Source organism: Streptomyces sp. iso_384 (assembly GCF_056172905.1).
Window position 1 is genome coordinate 7711984 of the sequence record NZ_JBWBTT010000001.1, and the last position, 16463, is coordinate 7728446.

Here is a 16463-nt window from a genome sequence, read left to right on the forward strand (position 1 = left end):
TTGTGCGCACCCTGGAGACGATGTGGTACCCGTCCGTGGCACGGCATCATGCACGCATGATCACCATTCACCTGAAGTACGAGATCGACGCCGACAAGCTTGAGGACTTCGAGGAGTACGGTCGCCGCTGGGTCCGGCTCGTCAATCGGTTCGGCGGGACGCACCACGGCTACTTCCTGCCGAGCGAGGGCGACAGCGACATCGCCTACGCCTTGTTCTCCTTCGCCAGTCTGGCCGCGTACGAGCAGTATCGATCGGACAGCATGACCGACCCCGAGTGCCGGCAGGCGTTCAAGCTGGCTCGTGACACCCGCTGCATCAAGCGCTACGAGCGCCGCTTCCTCAGGCCGCTCGACGGTCTGTCCTAGGACCGGGCCCACCGCCCGGGCCCACCGCCCGGGCCCACCGCCCGGGCCCACCGCCCGGGCCCACCGCCCGGGCCCACCGCCCGGGCGCGGCCGCCCTGGCCGACGCCCTCTTCCGTGCCGAGCGCTCTCCTCACTGTCCGCACTGGTTCTGACCGCGTCCTCGCCGGCCCTCCGCACCGGTGGACGCCGCCCTGGGCACGTCGCGGCAGGTGCGTCAGTCGCGTCAGTTCCGGCTGGTGTCGTCGCCCGTCTCTCCGGCGCCTTCGGCCCCGGCCGCCTTTTCGCGCATCTTGCGCACCAGTTCCGCCTTCTGCTCGGCAGCACTCTGACGGTCGAGGTTGCGGTGCGGGCCGTTGTTCTGGCGTTCGGCGCGGGACTGCCTCTTGCGCTGCCCGCCGCCCTGGCCCACGGGGTTGTTGATGTTCTTGCTCACGGTCATGGGTTCTCCCGGTACTGGTGTGGAGCGATCTACGCAATCATCGGTGAGGGGCAGGCATCGACGAGCGCCCGGTAGGCCACCTGTCGGATCTTCCGGAATGCTCGAGGTCGCGAAATTCATGGAGAGCATCGAAGAGGAAGCCGGGAGCGCGGACGAGAGCGTGGCCGCGAAGTGGGCCGACGTGCTGTCCTGCGACCCCGATCTCATCGATCGGGCCGTACCTCGGACCGCGTACTCCCACCTGTCCTTACGGCAGTTCTACCCCATGGTCGGCCATGGGGTGCTGTTCCTCCGCCGGAGCACCCGGTGGCCGTACGCACGTGACGTCGCGACGGCCTACCCGCTGTTCAAGGGTGGTTACCGAGTGTTCCGGGATTCCGACCGTACCGAGCTCGGCGAGGTCGACACCGTCGAGGAGGCGTACGCGTTGATCGCCGCCCGTCTTCCTGACGACTGCGGCCCTTCCCGATGATGCACACGGCGTTCCGGTCCGGGTCCGGCCTGGACGGCCTGACGGCGGTGGCGCGGTTCCACCGGGAGCTGCCGCCGGTCGGCGTGATCATGCTGACGACCTTCGGTCAGGACGAGTACGTCACCCGCGCCCTGGAGGAGGGCGCCGACGGTTTCCTGCTGAAGGCGGACGGCCCGAGGGAACTGCTCAACGGGGTACGGGCAGTGGGCGCCGGTGGGGCCTACCTCTTCCCGCGGGTCGCCGGCCGGGTCATCGCCGGGCTGCGCGCGCACCGGGCCGCGCACCCCCACCGCTCGCCGGAGCGGCTGACGGAACGGGAACACGAGGTGCTGGCCGGCATCGGGGCGGGCTGTCCAACGCGGAGATCGCGGGGCGTCTGCACCTGGTCGAGGGACGGTGAAGGCGCATGTCAGCGCGGTGCTCGCGAAGTTGGGCGTACGCAACCGGGTGGAGGCGGCCATCTCCGCGTACGAGGCGGGGCTGGTCCCGCCGGGCCGTCGCTGATCCGGTCGGCGCCCTCGGCATCCTCGACGATATTTGACCGATCGTTTCAGTATCGCCTAGAGTTCGAGCGTGGCCAGGACCAAGGAATTCGACCCCGAAGCCGCCCTGCAGTCAGCCCTTGAGCTGTTCTGGCGGCGCGGCTACGAGGCGACCTCGATGGCGGACCTCGTCGAACACCTCGGCATCGGGCGCGCCAGCATCTACGCCACCTTCGGCAACAAGCACGAGCTGTACCTGAAGGCACTGGACCGGTACAACGAGAACCGCGATCCGGGCCTGCTGGGAGAGCTGTCCCAGCCCGGCCCCGCACTGCCCGCCGTACGGGCCCTCGTGCGGCGGTTCGCCGCCGAGGCGCACTCCGACGACCACCGCACCCAAGGGTGTTTCGTCACCAACACGGCCGCCGAACTGGGCCCGCACGACCCGGCGGCGGCCCGTCGGGTCGAGGCGAGCTGGAGCCACGTCGAGACCCTGCTGCACTCGGCACTGGTACGGGCCCGGTCGCAGGGCGAGCTGCCCACGGGCCGCGATCCGCGCGCGCTCGCCCGGATGCTTCTGGTACTGATGCAGGGTCTGCGGGTCGTGGGCAAGGCGTCGGACGACCCGGGCCGGGTGCGGGACGCCGCCGAGCAGGCGCTGGCCCTGCTCGACTGAACGGCCGCCCGGCCGCCCGGCTCGGCAACCGCACACCACCCCCACCGGGGTGACTTCATGGACCCATAACAGAACGATCAGTCAAATACCGGGGGAGCAATGGCTGATACACCGCGCTGGAACACCACGGCCGAGGCCGCCACGACGTCGGCCGTCTCCCCCGCGCGCGGGTCCGCGCCCGGGCCCGCCTTCGCGCTGCTCGGCACCGTGCAGACAGCGCTGCTGTTCGCGCTCACCGCACTCATCGTGCCGCTGCCCCGGATCGGCCGTGCGTTCTCGCTCGACCGGGCCGACCTGATCCTCCTCAGTTCCGCCTACGGACTGGCCTTCTCCGGGCTGTTACTCCTCGGCGGCCGCGTTGCCGACCGTTTCGGCGGGCGGCGCGCCCTCACCGCCGGACTGCTCGTGTTCACCGCCGCGTCCCTCGCCGCGCTGCTCGCCCCGGGGCCGGGCACGCTGCTCGCCGCCCGCTTCGCGCAGGGCGTGGGCGCCGCGCTCGCCGCGCCCGCCGCCATGTCCGTACTGCGCGCGCTCTTCCCCCGACCCGCCGCGTACGGACGGGCGATGGCCACCTGGGGCGGGCTCTCGATGCTCGGTGCGACCGCGGGGCATCTGCTCTCCGGAGCCGTCTCGGCGTTCGCGTCCTGGCGGCTGACCCAGGCCGTCCCGGTCGCGGTGGCCGTCCTCGCCCTCACCCTCGGGCCGCGGCTGCTTCCCGTGACACCGGTCGGCGGCCCGGGCCGCTCCCTGGATCTGCCGGGCGCGCTGCTCTCGACCGCCGGGATCACCCTGGCCAGTTACGGACTCGTCCTCACCGACGCCCGCCCCTGGGGTTCGACGGCCGTCCTGGTTCCCCTGCTCAGCGGGGCCGCGCTCCTCGTGGCGTTCCTGGCCGCCGAGCGCCGCTCCCACGACCCGCTGCTCCCGCTCGCGTTCCTCCGCGACCGCCGCAGGGCCCTCGCCCTCGCCGCCGTCGGTCTGACCGCCGCCGGGACCGCCACGACGTTCGTCCTCCTCTCGCTCCATCTGCAGCAGGAGCGCGGCTGGCCGCCGCTGCAGACCTCCGCCGCCTTCGTTCCTTTCGCGGTGGCGCTGCTCGTCTCGGGCCGTACGGCAGGGCCCCTCATCGCCAGGTACGGGGCGCCCGCCGTCACCACCGCCGGGCTCGCCGTCGCCGCGAGCGGCCTCGCGCTGCTCGCACTCACCGGCCTGGCGCCGCACATCCCGTACGCGTACGGGCTCCTCCCCGGGCTGCTCCTGCTGCCGGCCGGGGCCGCCGCCTCCTTCGCGGGGGCCGCTGTTCTCGCGACCGACGGGGTGGAGCCGCGGCAGACCGGGCTCGCGGGCGGCGTCATGAACACCGCGATGGAGCTGGGCCCGACCGTCGTCCTCGCCGCCCTGCTCACCCTCGGCTCCGACCCCGCCTCGCTCGCCGCGACGGCGGCCGTTCTCGCCGCCGCCGCGTTCCTCAACACCCGTACCGAACAGCCATCCACGTAACCGCACACCGACCCAGGAGTCGTCACCATGACCGCACGCTTCACCGGCAGGACCGTCCTCGTCACCGGCGCGGGCTCCGGCATCGGCCGGGCCGTCGCCCTCGCCTTCGCCGCCGAGGGGGCCTCGGTGGTCGCGGCCGGGCGTACCGCCGGACCGCTCGACGAGACGGTCGCCCTGATCGAGAAGGAGGGCGGGTCCGCGGCCGCGGTCACCGCGGACGTGACCCGCTCCGAGGACGTCAGGACGCTGGTCCGCCGCACCGTCGAACACTTCGGCAGCCTCGATGTCGCCGTCAACAACGCGGGCGTCTTCAGGGGCGGCGCACCCGTGGGCGACCTCCCGGAGGAGGACTGGCGCACGCTGCTCGACATCAATGTCACCGGGGTGTTCCTCTGCCTCCAGGCCGAAGTCGCCCGGATGCGCGAGCAGCCCACGGGCGGTGCGATCGTCAACATCGCCTCCAACCTCGGTGCGCACAGCCGTGTCCCGGGCGTGGCCGGCTACATCGCCACCAAGGCCGCCGTCTCCGCCCTGACCCGGGCCGCCGCCCTGGACCACATCGCCGACGGCATCCGCATCAACGCCGTCAGCCCCGGCGCGTCCGCCACCACCATGTCGCTGCTGCCGGGCGAGACCGACGCCGACCGCGCCGGCCGGATGAAGGGCGCGTCGCCGCTGGGGCGCGTCTCCTCCACCGCCGAGGTCGCGGCGGCCGTGCTGTATCTGGCCTCGCCGGACGCCGCTTCCGTGGTCGGCGGCGACCTGGTCATCGACGGGGGCGCCGCCGCCTGAGCTCGACCGCCTCCCGGATCCGGCGGCGCCGAGCCCGGCCGCGTCGGGCCGGGTGCAGGCGCCCGGCGTGCCGCCGTGCCGCCGGAGTCGGGGCCACCGGAAGGCAGGCAGGTTGCGCGCGACCCATTTCCTGGACGAGCTCGCCCGCCGGCGGCGGAGAACGAGGGGGCGGCTCCGCTCGGCTCGGTCGGCGCGGTGGTCGGCGCGACGCTCGGCGACGCGGGAGTGAACCTGGCGATCCGGCTGGACGGACTGCCCGGCCCGCTCGACCGGCTCAAGGCCCTGACCGAAGCCTGGGTCGGCCGGCGCGACATCGCCGCCCGGTACGGCTGCCCCATCGGCACCCTGGCCGTCGAACTCGACCGGTCAGTAGTGATGCACGGTGCCGTAGGCGCTGTAGACGTACAGGGCGATCACGCCCACGACGCAGGCCACGATCACCCATGAGCCGAAACCGGTGTGCCTCTCCCTGCCGTTCCGCCGCTCGGACCTCCGGGACCGACTGGGGCGCTGTGACCGCCCGGGCCGGTCGGACCGCCCGGACGCCGCCGGGCCCTGAGGCACCCGTACCGCGTCGGCCGCCGTCTCGGCCAGCAGGCGTCGGCAGGTCGCGGCGAGCGGGCCCGTGCCGGCGGAGAGGGGCACCACGGCCTCCGAACGGGCCGGAGCGGTGGTGCCGCCGTCCAGGATGCGCCCGGCGCGTACGAGGACCTCGCCCGAGCCGCCCGCCGGGGCGAGACTGATCCACCGCTCCACGTGCTCACCCCGGATGACCATCCCCCCGGACCGCTCCCGGTACACGGTGTGCTCCCGCCACAGCATCGCCGCCAGCTCCTCTGCGGTGTCTCTCAGTTGTGCGCCCACCAGCCATCCCCCCACCTCGCAGCGAATCGAACAAGCATCGAACTCTACTGGCGGGCGCGAACCCTGTGCGACCGGCGGTCGTTAGAGTTGCCGTCGAGGACGGGGGGGCTGCTGTGGACTTCGGGGTACTGGGCCCGCTGACCGTGCGGCGGGCCGGTGTACCGCTGGAACTGGGCACGCCGAAAGGGCAGATGCTCCTGGCGGTCCTGCTGAGCCGGCCGGGCCGGACGGTCACCGATGACGCTCTGGTGGAGGCGGTCTGGGGCGCGGAGCAGCCGAAGAGCGCGACCAAGAACGTGCAGACCTACGTCCACCGCCTCCGGCGTCGCCTGGGGGATCCGGGGCGCATCACCCGGGAGGGCCGGGGCTATCGGCTGCGCGCCGACCGCGGTGAGCTGGACTCGGCACGCTTCGAGGATCTGGCGGACGCGGCCCGGGCCGCGCCGGCCGCCGGTGACCACGAGCGGTCGCGCCGGCTCTTCGACGAGGCCCTGGGGCTCTGGCGGGGCCCGGCGTTCGGCGAGATCGCCCACGTACCGGCACTGCGGTCGGAGGCCACCCGACTCGATGAACTGCGGCTCGGCGTACTGGAGGAGCGGGTCGACGTCGACCTCCGGCTCGGCCGGCACGGCGAGGTCCTGGGTGAGCTGACCGCTCTGACGATGGAGCACCCGTCCCGCGAGCGGATGTGGGCCCAGCTCATGCTCGCGCTGTACCGCTGCGGCCGGCGGGCGGACGCGCTGCTGGCCTATCTCCAGGTCCGGGACGTCCTGGTCGAGGAGACCGGGCTGGAGCCCGGGCACCGGTTGCGGGACCTGCACCGGGCCATCCTCGGCGAGGATCCCGCACTGGACCGCGCGGCGGTCGCGGCTCACGCGTCGGACCGGGTGGCCGTCGTGGCCCACGATGCCGCGCCGGACCGGACGGCGGTCACGGCCGCGGACGCTGATCCGGGCACGGCTGGGGACCCGGCGCCCGGCCCTGCGCCGGACCTCGCGGTGCTCGTGGCCGAGGAGCGGGCTCGGCCGGACGTCGCCCGTGCCCGGATGCTGCCCCCTGCGCTCGGTGATTTCAGCGGGCAGCAGCGCGAGTTGGCGGAGATCGAGGCGGTGCTCCGTACGGGGCACGCCGCCGACGAGCCCGCCGCGACGGTGACGGTCTCGGGCCCCGGCGGGGTCGGCAAGACCGCCCTCGCGGTGCAGGCCGCGCACAGGCTGCGGTCCGCGTACCCCGACGGCCAGCTCTTCGCGGCGCTGGCCGGTACCCGTACGCAGCCGGCCTCCGCGACCGCCGTGCTCGGCCGCTTCCTGCGTGCGCTGGGAGTGCCCGCCACCGCCGTTCCGGACGATCCGGAGGAGCGCGTGGATCTCTACCGGGGTCTGCTCGCGGAACGGCGGATCCTGGTCGTGCTCGACGACGCCTGCAACGAGGAGCAGTTGGCTCCCCTGCTGCCGGCGAGCGGTACCTGCGGGGTGATCGCCACCGGTCGCGTACGGCTGGGAGGTCTGGGCGGCGCGCACCGGGTCGAGCTCCGTGAGATGTCCGAGGCCGACAGTACGGCCCTGCTGCGCGGCAGCACCGGCGGACGGCTCGCCTCGGCATCCCGGGCGGAGCTGTCCGAACTGGTCCGGCTGTGCGCGCGGTTGCCGCTCGCGCTGCGGATCGCCGGGTCGCTCCTGGTGTCCCGGCCGCACTGGCGGCCGGCGGACCTCGTGTCCCGGCTGGCGGACGAACAGCACCGGCTGGACGCGCTGCGCTATCGCGACCTGGAAGTACGGGCCAGTTTCGGGCTGAGCTACGAGGTGCTGCGGCCCGGCGCACGACGGCTGTTCCGGCTCCTCGGGCTGCTGGAGGCGCCCGACTTCCCGCTCTGGGCGGCAGCGGCAGCCGTCGACACCGAACTGCGGGAGGCCCAGGAGCTCCTCGACGAGCTGGTGGACGTCCATCTGCTCGACGCCCGCCTGCCCGATGCCTCCGGAACGCCGAACGGACAGGCACGTTACGCGTTCCACGACCTGATCCGCGCGTACGCCCGGGAGCGCGCGGAGGCGGAGGAGACGGCGGCGGCCCGGGACGGGTCCGTCGTCCGCGTCCTCGGCGCGCTGCTGGCCTTCACGGACATCGCCGACCGTGACCACATGGGGCAGAACATGTTCCAGCAGGACGCCGACCGGTGGGAGCCCGCGCGGGTGGAGGCCGGCCTGCCGCCCTCCGTACCGCCGATGAAGCTGCTGGACGCGGAACGCGCCTCCCTGGTGGCAGGTGTACGGCAGGCCGCGGAGCTGGGCCGGGACGAGCTGTGCTGGGAACTGGCCGTGGGCGGGCACGCGTTGTTCGAGACGGAGCGGTACTTCGACGACTGGCAGGAGTGCTACGACACGGCGATGGGCCTGGCCAGGGCCGCGGGAAATCTGCGGGGCCGGGCCCGGCTGCACATCTCGATGGCCGGGCTTCTCTACACCCGGCGGCGCTACGGTCCGGCGGAGGAGTCCAACACCGAGGCCATGGGCCTGTTCGAGCGGATCGGGGACCGGCGGGGCTATCTGGAGGCGCTGAGCAACGCGCCGTTCTTCCTCGTGCCCAACGGCCGTCTGGCCGAGGCGATCACGGCGGGCCGCGAGGCCTACGAACGGCTCGACGCGGGCGGTCAGGCGGCGGCGGCACTGCACGCGTACTCCCAGGTCGGCCTGGCCCATCTGCAGGCGGGCCGTCCGGAACGCGCGGCGGCGGTCCTCGCGGAGATCGTCGCCGGGGCGCGGAAGCAGGGGATCCGGGCCCTGATCGCACGGGACACCTACTGGCTCGGCCAGGCGCAGCTCGCACTCGGCCGGCACCAGGAGGCCGAGGAGTCGTTCGCCGAACTGACCGAGTGTGCCCGGGGCATCGGGGCGTCGGGGCCGTTCTACACCGCCCACGCCTGGGGCTGTCTCCACCTGGCCCGGGGCGAGTACGCCGAGGCGCGGAGCCGGCTCCTCGAAGGCGTCGAGGTCGCGCGCGCACTCCATGACCCCATGTTCGAGACCCGGGTTCTCGTCGACCTGCTCGACGCCCGTCTGTACGGGCTCCCTGACGCCGCCCATGACCTGGCGGCCGCGATCGTCCGGGGGGAGCACGCGGTCGAGGTGGCCCGCGGGATCGACTACCCGTATCTGCTCGCGGGTGTGCTGGAGAAGCTCGCCCGGCTGCGGGCGGCGGCGGGAGACCCGGGCGTCGCGAAGGACCTGGACGACGAGGCAGCCGCCCTGCGGGACACGATCCACTGAGCGTGCCCGGCCGGTGGGGGTTCCCGGCGTGTACCCGACGTATTCCGCGATGTGACAGCATGCGCGGCACAGCGGAACCCTTCTCGGAACTCTCGTACATCGGTAGTGAGGTAGTAACAGTGCACAAGCGACGCATCGTTATCGCGGCTTCTGCGGTCGCCCTGGGTCTCGGACTCTCGGCCTGCAACGGCGACGACGGCGAGCCGGCCGCGAAGGAGACTCCGTCGGCGTCCGCTTCGGCCCCGGCCTCGTCCGAGCCGAGCAGCGAGAGCCCGACCGACGACAGTGGCGACGGCGGCAGCGGCGGCGAGGCTCCGGCGGAGGGTGACGTCACCGCGCCGGGCACCGAGCTCAAGGTCGGCGACCGGGCCGTGGTGCCGTTCAGGTACACGAGCGACAAGAAGGGCACCATCGCCGTGACCGTCACGGCCATCGAGAAGGGCGCCGAGTCCGACATGGCCGCCTTCGGTGACAAGGCGAAGGGCATGACGCCCTACTTCATCAAGATGAAGGTGGAGAACGTCGGCGGCACCGACCTGTCGTACGCCTCGCTGAAGCTCGACGGAGTACTGGACGGCGGCGCCGGCACCGGCGTCATCCTGATGGGCGACATCCCGGGCAAGTGCGACCGCGAAACCGCACCCCGCGACTTCACTACCAAGGGCGCGTCGTACGAGACCTGCTCGCTCAGCGCCACGAAGACCGCGCCCGTCACCGGCGCCGAGTTCGACGAGGGCGACACGTACCGCGACAGCCCGGTCGTCTGGACCAACTGACGGTCACGTCGTCCGGTACGGGCCGGCCTCGCTCAGCGCACCGGGAAGCCGAACGCGTACCCCTGCTCCTTCAGCCAGGGCAGGACCTCGCGCAGAGCGGCCACGGTTTCGGAGCGCTCTCCTCCCGCGTCGTGGAAGAGGACGGTCGGCCCGTTGGCGATCTCGCGCTTGACGGTGGCGACCATGGTGGCGGCACCGGGATGTTCGAAGTCCTTGGTGTCGACGTTCCAGCCGAGCGGCCGCATCCCGTGGGAGGCGGCGAGCTTCCGGCTGTACGGGGTGAACGCACCACCCGGGGCCCGGTAGTACTGCGAACGGACACCCCCGGACGCCTTGATGATCATGCCTTCGGCGTCCAGGATCTGCTGCCGCTGATAGGCCTCGGACTTGGTGTCCATGGTCGTGTCGTGCGAGACGGTGTGGTTGCACAGCCGGTGGCCGTCCGCCACGACCGCCTTGACCAGGTCCGGGTGGGCCCGGGCCTGGGTACCGACCATGCAGAACGTGGCCTTCACTCCCTGGTCCTTCAGCAGACGCAGCACCTGCGGCGTCCAGACCGGGTCCGGCCCGTCGTCGATGGTGATGTTGACACCCCGGTCCCCGCGGTCAGAGGCGTGCGCGATGTCCGCCGCCACCTTGGCCACGGGCCGGTCCTGGGCGTCCGGCGAGGAGACCCGCCCCTGCGGCGGTCGGGCGGCGGTGGTGTCGGCCTGCGCGGTCCACACCGAGGTGGCGGCGGCCAGCGCCGTCACACCGAGCGCCGCCGCGAGGAGCCGGCTGTGCCAGGCCCTTCCCTTGTGCTTCGCCATGTCCGCCCGCCCCTTTTGCCGTCTCCGCCGATGTCGTGCACCCACCTAGACATGCGAAGGGCCCGGCGGGATGCCTCGGTTACCGTTCGCGGACATGGCTGCAGGCGGTCGGCGACAAACGGAGAGCCCGTCAGCGGTCGCCGTCCTCGGCGCGGGTGTGCGCGACCAGGGCGTTGGCGTGGCCGTGGCCCAGGCCGTGTTCCGACGTGAGCCAGGCGACCCGTTCCCCGTGCCTGGTCAGCGGGAGGAGCGGATGAGGTCCTTCCACTCGGAGACCGGGCGGCCGTACTTCTTCTCGATCGAGGGGAATCGGACGGGAACCCGGCTGGAGGACCAGCTGAAGGGCTGGGCTTCCCGGCACCGCACGTTGCTGCTGGTCGCGGTCGGGGCGGTGGTCGTCCTGCTGATCGCCGGGAACGCGGTGCGTGAGCCGGCGAAGGACTGGTGGCTGGCGCGCCAGGCGTGCGGCGGCCAACTGCCCGCCGGGGAACTGGAGATCGTGCGGACGGACACGCGGCTCGGGGAGGCGCGGGAGTCCTTCGACGCCGACGACGGCACGTACGACTGTGTGCTGAGGAACGAGAACGGCCAGGTCGTGGTCGCCGTCGAGGCCTTCCCGGAGGGCATCGGGCGGGACCGGGAACTCGGGCGGGCCGGAAGCTCCCGCCCGCCGCACGCCGTGCTGCCGGGCGGGCTGCCCGGCTTCGAGGACGACAACAGCCTCGTCCACCTGATGCCGGAATGCCCGCGTGCGGCGCCGGCGGAAGCGGAGATGGACGAGGCGGCGGAGCGGCGCCGGTTGCTCGTGAGCACCTGGACGTACTCCGCCCATGATCCCGCGGAGAAGGCGGCCATGCTGCGGCTCGCCGTCCACATGACGAACGTGGTCACCGAGAAGCTCGGCTGCGGCGGCGAGCCGCTGCCCGCCCCGGCGGACGGCGCGGTGCCGGACGAGGGGACGTACGCGCCCCGCGCCCGGGCGAAGGGCACCGCCTGCGACGCCCTCGCCACCACCCGCGTCCCGGCGGCGGGGCACGACGGCGAAGTGCGCATCGCCGTCGCCGACGGCGGGATCGTCGGCCGGTGCACCCTGCGCGCGACGGAGACGTACCCGGACGCGCGAAAGGGTACGGCGATCGTCGAGCTGACCTCCTGGCTCGGCGACTGGGGCCCGCGGGTCCACGAGATGGGCTCGGGCCCCGACCCTCTGCCGATGGGCCGGGGCGTCGCCCGGAGGCCCGCCCTCACTGAGCACCGGGCGTGGGCCGTCGCCAGGTGCGACGGGGACGACGTCGGCTTCGCCGCGCGCTGGGGTCAGGACTATCCCGACCGGCACCGGAAGCCGGGCACGACGTACGTGCCGCCGACCGAGGCCGAACGGTACGAGCAGCGCGTGCTGCTGCGCACGTACGTGTCCGCGTTCGCGGCGGATCAGGTACGGCGCGGGGCCTGCACGGACCTGGAACTGCCCGAGAAGCCCGAGCGGCCTGAGTAGACGTGGGGCGGAACGGGCCTCGGAGACACCGGAGGCCGACTCCGTTCTTTGCTCACTCTTTACCCGTATCCGAGCCGTTGCCGGGATGGCGACGCGGCGCGGGCGCGTTGGGGCCGGGTGGACCACCCCCACAACGGACAGGAACCCGACGTGACAGACGTGACAGACGTGACAGACGTGACGGACCCGGCAGCCCCTGCGGCCCCGGCAGGTGTGCAGGACGCGACGGAGGCGGGCAGCGCCGCCGCCCGTGCGACGGCCACGCTCTCCCGCCCGTTCACGGTCCGCGGACTCACCTCCCGGAACCGGATCGCGATGGCGCCCATGACCCGGCAGTTCTCCCCGGACGGCGTTCCGGGGCAGGACGTGGCGGACTACTACACCCGGCGCGCCGCCGGTGACGTCGGGCTGATCATCACCGAGGGCACCTACGTCGACCACGAGTCCGCCGGGACCAGTGACCGGGTTCCGCGCTTCCACGGCGAGGCGGCGCTCGCGGGCTGGGGGCACGTCGCGGACTCCGTGCACCGGGCGGGCGGCGCGATCATTCCGCAGCTCTGGCACGTGGGCGTCACCCGCACCGAAGGCGCCGGGCCCGTCCCGGACGCCGAGCCGGTCGGCCCCTCGGGCCTGTCGCTGAGCGGTGAGCCCAAGGGCCGCGCCATGACGCAGCAGGACCTCGACGACGTCATCGCCGCCTTCGCCGACGCGGCCGCCGCCGCCGAGCGCCTCGGCTTCGACGGCGCCGAACTGCACGGCGCCCACGGCTACTTGATCGACCAGTTCCTGTGGTCCGGCAGCAACCGGCGTACCGACGCCTACGGTGGCGACCTGGTCGCCCGGACCCGGTTCGCCGCCGAGATCGTGGCCGCCTGCCGCGCCGCCGTCTCCGACGCCTTCCCCCTCTTCTTCCGGATGTCCCAGTGGAAGTCGGACAACTACGAGGCGAAGCTCGCCCGGACCCCGGAGGAACTGGACGCCCTGCTCACGCCGTTGGCCGAGGCCGGGGTCGACGTCTTCCACGCGTCCACCCGCCGCTACTGGCTGCCGGAGTTCGAGGGCTCCGACCTGAACCTGGCCGGCTGGGTGAAGAAGATCAGCGGCCGGCCGACCCTCACCGTCGGCTCGGTCGGCCTGGACGGCGACTTCTTCAGCGCCTTCCAGGGCAACGACTCCCGGGTCACCGGCATCGAGCAGCTGCTGGACCGGATGGAGCGCGACGAGTTCGACATGGTCGCCGTCGGGCGGGCGCTGATCTCCGACCCCGAGTGGGCGGCGAAGACCCTCGACGGGCGTACGGCGGACATCACCCCGTTCTCCGCGGAGATGCTGAAGACCCTGCACTGACGGCCGGCACGTCCCTTACCGCCGCGCCCTGTTCGCCGCCGCTGGGAGGTCCGCGCGGATCGCGGTGATCAGGGCGCGGCTGGCCTCGTGGGCGGCGGCGCTGCCCTCGGCGGGCGACGTACCGGCGCGCTGGTGCAGCACGACGCCGATGACCAGGCGATCGGCCCCGGCGGCCTTCTGCCTGGTCGCCCAGACGAGGTTGCCGCCCGCCGGGGTGGACGAACCGGTCTTCAGGCCGATGACCCCGTCGTGCCCGAGCAGCTTGTTGGTGTTGCGGAAGTTCACCCCGGCACCCGGGGCCGTGACGGAGCCGGTCGCCACGATCTGCCGGAAGGCCGGGTCCTTCATGGCGGCCCGGGCCAGCCGCAGTTGGTCCGCCGCCGTGCTCCTCGTACTCGTCTCCATGCCGCTCACCCCGGTGTACGTGGTGGCGCGCATGCCGAGTCCGGCGGCGGTCCGGTTCATCTTCGCGACGAACGCCTTCTCGTCGCCCGCGTCCCAACGGGCCAGCAGCCGGGCCACGTTGTTGCCGGACGGCACCATCATCAGCTCCAGCAGCCGCCGCTGGGTGTACTTCCGCCCGGCGAGCACCGGGGCCGTCGTCTCGACGGAGGAGTACGACTCGTCGGCCGCCCGCTGATCGGCGACCACGGTCGCGCCGGGGGCGTCGGCGCGCATCGGACGGTCCTTGAGGATCACGTAGGCCGTCATGACCTTGGTGACACTGGCGATCGGCACCGGCTTCTGCTCGCCCCGGGTGCCGAGGCTGCCGATCCCCTCGACCGCCACGCTCGCCTGGCCCTCGCGCGGCCAGGGCAGGTGCATCGACCGGGCGAGCGGCGCCACCCCCTCCCCCGGCCCCTCGGCGTCGCCGGACCCGGCCGCCGACCCGCCGCCGACCGCGTACCACCCTCCCGTGCCGGCCGCGAGGACCACGGCGGCGGTCAGCGGTACGAGGATCGAGCGGCGGAAGCGCACACCGCTCCCGGTGGAAGGGGTGACAGTGGGGGCTGCGGGCATGGGCTCCTCCAGGTGACAGCGCGGTTTCCCGTACCGGAGTCACCTTCGAGGAGTCGTTCTTCCGGACCCGTACAGCGTCGTTTCCACCCCCGCGAGAGTGCGTTTCGGTTCCGTATCAGGCGGAGGGTGCGCGCGGAGCCAGGTCGAGGGTCGCGAGCGCTCCGCCGCCCGGGGCGTGGGCGAAGGCCAGCCGGGCGCCGAGCACCTCCGCCTGGCCCTGGGCGACCGTCAGGCCGAGACCGTGCCCCCGGCCGCGTTCGCTCGCGCCGGTGCGGAAACGCTGCGGGCCCCGCTCCAGGAGGTCGGGCGGGAAGCCGGGGCCGTGGTCGCGTACGGCGATCCGCGCGCCGGTGACCGTCACCTCGACGGGGGCCGCGCCGTGCCGGTGGGCGTTGGCGACGAGGTTGACCACGATCCGCTCCACCCGGCGCGGGTCGGTCGCCACCACCTCCGCGTCCGCCACGGAGACACGGGTGTCCGTGCCCGTACGCCGCACCACGTCGGTGACCAGCTCGCCCAGCGGCACCGGGTCGAGGCGGGCCCGCTCGGCGCCCGCGTCCAGGCGCGAGATCTCCAACAGGTCCTCGACCAGTGCGTTCAGGGCCCGCAGCCGGTCCCGTACGAGGCCGGCCGCCTCGTCGGTCTCGGGCAGCAGCCCGGCGGCGGTGACCAGGCCCATCAGCGGGGTGCGCAGTTCGTGCGCGACGTCGGCGGTGAAGCGCCGCTCGTTCTCCAGCTTGCGCTGGAGGGCGTCTGCCATGTCGTCGACGGCCGCCGACATCTCGGTGATCTCGTCGCGGGCCCGCCCGGCGGGGCCGATCCGGGCGTCCAGGTCGCCGTCGGCGATCCGGCGGGCGGTACGGGCCCCGTGGCGCAGCCGCCGGTTGATCGGCTCGGTGGCGAGGGCGGCGAGCGGGACGACGAACAGGAGGGCGGCGAGGACGGACTTCACGATGCTGCGGTCCAGGAGCTGGAGGCTGCGGACCTCGATGCTCATGTCGTCCCGCACGACGAGGATCCGGTCGTCGCCGACCGCCACCGCGCCCCACATCCAGTACCAGTTCGGCGGATCGGCGTCGTACCAGGTGGCGTATCCGCGACCGGTGCCCGGCAGCTCGTTGCCGGTGAGGTCGGCGAGGTCGCGCGCCAGCGGCTCCGGCAGCTCGGCCCTGGTCCGGACGTCGATGTCCGCCGGGGCCTTCCCCGTACGGTCGAACTCCCGCTCGGCGGCGATCAGCCGGGTCAGGGTCCGGTCGTTGCCGACGCGCAGGCCGCGTTCGCGGGTCGCGTCGTGCACCAGGAAGCCGATCACGGCGGCGACGGCGCAGCACGCGGCGGCGGCCAGTGCGGCGATCTTCCAGCGCAGGGCGCGGGGGTTGAGGAATTCCACGGCGGTCGCCGGCCGCTCAGCCGCGGACGAGCTTGTAGCCGAAGCCGCGGACGGTCTCGATCCGCCCGCTGCCGATCTTCTTGCGCAGCCGCAGCACGCACAGGTCCACGACCCGGGTGTCGCCCTCCCAGCCGTAGTCCCACACATCGCGCAGCAGTCGGCGGCGGTCCAGCACCGAACCGGGCGCGGCGGCGAACTCCAGGAGCAGGCGCAGCTCGGTCGGCGTCAGCGACACGGGCTCGCCGGCCCGGCGCACCTCCATGCCGAGCGTGTCGACGGTCAGGTCGCCGAAGGTCAGGACATGGTCGGGGGCCCGGTCGGACTTCTTCGGCGCGCGTCCCTCCTGGTCCGGGCGGAAGGTGGCGCGGCGCAGCAGAGCGCGGATCCGGGCGACCATGACGGCGGTGTCGACGGGCTTGATCACATAGTCGTCGGCCCCCGCCTCCAGGCCCGCGACCACGTCGAGGGCGTCGCCGCGCGCGGACATCATCAGGACGGGTACGGGGCTCTCCTCGCGGATCCGGTGGCAGAGGCCGATGCCGTCGAGCTCGGGCAGCATCACGTCGAGGATCAGCAGATCGTGCCCGCCCGCGCGGAACGCCTCCAGACCGCTGAGCCCGTCGGCGGCGACCGCGACCCGGTAGCCGTAGCGCTCCAGGGCCAGCTGGACGGCGCGGCGGATGGTGGCGTCGTCCTCGACCACGAGCACGCTGACGGGGGCCGGGCCCCGGGCTTCGGACACGCTGCCTACCTGGGCGTTCGAGGTCATC

15 protein-coding genes and 2 pseudogenes are annotated in these 16463 nt (G+C 73.1%); 10 read left to right on the top strand and 7 right to left on the bottom strand.

The genetic code is table 11. The annotated features are described in order from the left end of the window. Positions 1 to 56: 56 nt before the first annotated feature. A complete protein-coding gene (locus AC0VY3_RS34935; protein WP_103510619.1) occupies positions 57 to 368 on the top strand; it encodes an NIPSNAP family protein in 312 nt (103 codons plus the stop codon). Positions 369 to 591: 223 nt separating this feature from the next. Here the strand turns inward: AC0VY3_RS34935 and AC0VY3_RS34940 are convergent, their stop codons facing one another. Continuing rightward, entirely contained in the window at positions 592 to 807 is a 216-nt protein-coding gene (locus AC0VY3_RS34940; RefSeq protein WP_475551517.1) for a DUF6243 family protein, read from the bottom strand. Between the two features lie 118 nt (positions 808 to 925). On the opposite strand from AC0VY3_RS34940, the gene AC0VY3_RS34945 reads away from it, so the two are divergent. The 5 genes and pseudogenes from AC0VY3_RS34945 to AC0VY3_RS34965 all read left to right on the top strand — a co-directional run bounded on the left by AC0VY3_RS34945 (position 926) and on the right by AC0VY3_RS34965 (position 4729). Further along, positions 926 to 1279 (top strand): DUF6193 family natural product biosynthesis protein, encoded by a 354-nt coding sequence (locus tag AC0VY3_RS34945; RefSeq protein WP_146065905.1) that lies wholly within the window; start codon positions 926 to 928, stop codon positions 1277 to 1279. 26 nt (positions 1280 to 1305) lie between these two features. Next, positions 1306 to 1783 (top strand): annotated as a pseudogene (locus tag AC0VY3_RS34950) (LuxR C-terminal-related transcriptional regulator); the annotation flags it as partial. 69 nt (positions 1784 to 1852) lie between these two features. Next, positions 1853 to 2437: a TetR/AcrR family transcriptional regulator gene (locus AC0VY3_RS34955; RefSeq protein WP_103510622.1), complete on the top strand. Its 585-nt coding sequence runs from the start codon at positions 1853 to 1855 to the stop codon at positions 2435 to 2437. Positions 2438 to 2536: 99 nt separating this feature from the next. Beyond that, complete coding sequence (locus tag AC0VY3_RS34960) at positions 2537 to 3937, top strand: MFS transporter (protein ID WP_475551518.1); 1401 nt, start codon at positions 2537 to 2539, stop codon at positions 3935 to 3937. 27 nt (positions 3938 to 3964) lie between these two features. Next, entirely contained in the window at positions 3965 to 4729 is a 765-nt protein-coding gene (locus tag AC0VY3_RS34965) for an SDR family NAD(P)-dependent oxidoreductase (protein ID WP_103510624.1), read from the top strand. Positions 4730 to 5095: 366 nt separating this feature from the next. Here the strand turns inward: AC0VY3_RS34965 and AC0VY3_RS34970 are convergent, their stop codons facing one another. Beyond that, complete coding sequence (locus AC0VY3_RS34970; RefSeq protein WP_475551787.1) at positions 5096 to 5551, bottom strand: hypothetical protein; 456 nt, start codon at positions 5549 to 5551, stop codon at positions 5096 to 5098. Positions 5552 to 5706: 155 nt separating this feature from the next. On the opposite strand from AC0VY3_RS34970, the gene AC0VY3_RS34975 reads away from it, so the two are divergent. Further along, on the top strand, positions 5707 to 8856 hold the full coding sequence (locus AC0VY3_RS34975; protein ID WP_475551519.1) for an AfsR/SARP family transcriptional regulator: 3150 nt from the start codon (positions 5707 to 5709) through the stop codon (positions 8854 to 8856). 119 nt (positions 8857 to 8975) lie between these two features. After that, positions 8976 to 9632: a hypothetical protein gene (locus tag AC0VY3_RS34980; protein WP_103510627.1), complete on the top strand. Its 657-nt coding sequence runs from the start codon at positions 8976 to 8978 to the stop codon at positions 9630 to 9632. 32 nt (positions 9633 to 9664) lie between these two features. Here the strand turns inward: AC0VY3_RS34980 and AC0VY3_RS34985 are convergent, their stop codons facing one another. Next, positions 9665 to 10441 (bottom strand): polysaccharide deacetylase family protein, encoded by a 777-nt coding sequence (locus AC0VY3_RS34985; RefSeq protein WP_103510628.1) that lies wholly within the window; start codon positions 10439 to 10441, stop codon positions 9665 to 9667. Positions 10442 to 10571: 130 nt separating this feature from the next. Further along, positions 10572 to 10807 (bottom strand): annotated as a pseudogene (locus AC0VY3_RS34990) (DUF4287 domain-containing protein). Here AC0VY3_RS34990 and AC0VY3_RS34995 point away from each other — a divergent pair. After that, entirely contained in the window at positions 10695 to 11936 is a 1242-nt protein-coding gene (locus AC0VY3_RS34995; protein WP_475551800.1) for a hypothetical protein, read from the top strand. The pseudogene AC0VY3_RS34990 and the gene AC0VY3_RS34995 sit on opposite strands and share 113 nt — an antisense overlap. Positions 11937 to 12149: 213 nt before the next feature. Beyond that, positions 12150 to 13283: an NADH:flavin oxidoreductase gene (locus tag AC0VY3_RS35000; protein WP_475551788.1), complete on the top strand. Its 1134-nt coding sequence runs from the start codon at positions 12150 to 12152 to the stop codon at positions 13281 to 13283. Positions 13284 to 13298: 15 nt separating this feature from the next. On the opposite strand, the gene AC0VY3_RS35005 is transcribed toward AC0VY3_RS35000, so the two are convergent. From AC0VY3_RS35005 to cseB, 3 genes are all read right to left on the bottom strand, one after another. Further along, positions 13299 to 14303 (bottom strand): D-alanyl-D-alanine carboxypeptidase family protein, encoded by a 1005-nt coding sequence (locus AC0VY3_RS35005; protein WP_475551520.1) that lies wholly within the window; start codon positions 14301 to 14303, stop codon positions 13299 to 13301. A gap of 115 nt (positions 14304 to 14418) precedes the next feature. Next, the gene (locus AC0VY3_RS35010) at positions 14419 to 15693 is read right to left on the bottom strand and encodes a sensor histidine kinase (protein ID WP_242738458.1); all 1275 of its coding nucleotides are present in this window, start codon (positions 15691 to 15693) and stop codon (positions 14419 to 14421) included. Between the two features lie 16 nt (positions 15694 to 15709). Beyond that, positions 15710 to 16462 carry a two-component system response regulator CseB gene (gene cseB, locus AC0VY3_RS35015; protein WP_103510633.1) on the bottom strand — a complete coding sequence of 251 codons (753 nt, stop codon included), beginning with the start codon at positions 16460 to 16462 and terminating at the stop codon, positions 15710 to 15712. Position 16463: the final 1 nt, after the last annotated feature.

Excerpts from the sequence above, each read along its gene's own strand:
- AC0VY3_RS34985 (WP_103510628.1), bottom strand. The coding sequence starts at position 10,441 with ATGGCGAAGCACAAGGGAAGGGCCTGGCACAGCCGGCTCCTCGCGGCG.
- AC0VY3_RS35005 (WP_475551520.1), bottom strand. The coding sequence starts at position 14,303 with ATGCCCGCAGCCCCCACTGTCACCCCTTCCACCGGGAGCGGTGTGCGC.
- AC0VY3_RS34960 (WP_475551518.1), top strand. The coding sequence starts at position 2,537 with ATGGCTGATACACCGCGCTGGAACACCACGGCCGAGGCCGCCACGACG.
- cseB (WP_103510633.1), bottom strand. The coding sequence starts at position 16,462 with ATGACCTCGAACGCCCAGGTAGGCAGCGTGTCCGAAGCCCGGGGCCCG.
- AC0VY3_RS34965 (WP_103510624.1), top strand. The coding sequence starts at position 3,965 with ATGACCGCACGCTTCACCGGCAGGACCGTCCTCGTCACCGGCGCGGGC.
- AC0VY3_RS34945 (WP_146065905.1), top strand. The coding sequence starts at position 926 with ATGGAGAGCATCGAAGAGGAAGCCGGGAGCGCGGACGAGAGCGTGGCC.
- AC0VY3_RS34995 (WP_475551800.1), top strand. The coding sequence starts at position 10,695 with ATGAGGTCCTTCCACTCGGAGACCGGGCGGCCGTACTTCTTCTCGATC.
- AC0VY3_RS34970 (WP_475551787.1), bottom strand. The coding sequence starts at position 5,551 with ATGCTGTGGCGGGAGCACACCGTGTACCGGGAGCGGTCCGGGGGGATG.
- AC0VY3_RS34940 (WP_475551517.1), bottom strand. The coding sequence starts at position 807 with ATGACCGTGAGCAAGAACATCAACAACCCCGTGGGCCAGGGCGGCGGG.
- AC0VY3_RS34935 (WP_103510619.1), top strand. The coding sequence starts at position 57 with ATGATCACCATTCACCTGAAGTACGAGATCGACGCCGACAAGCTTGAG.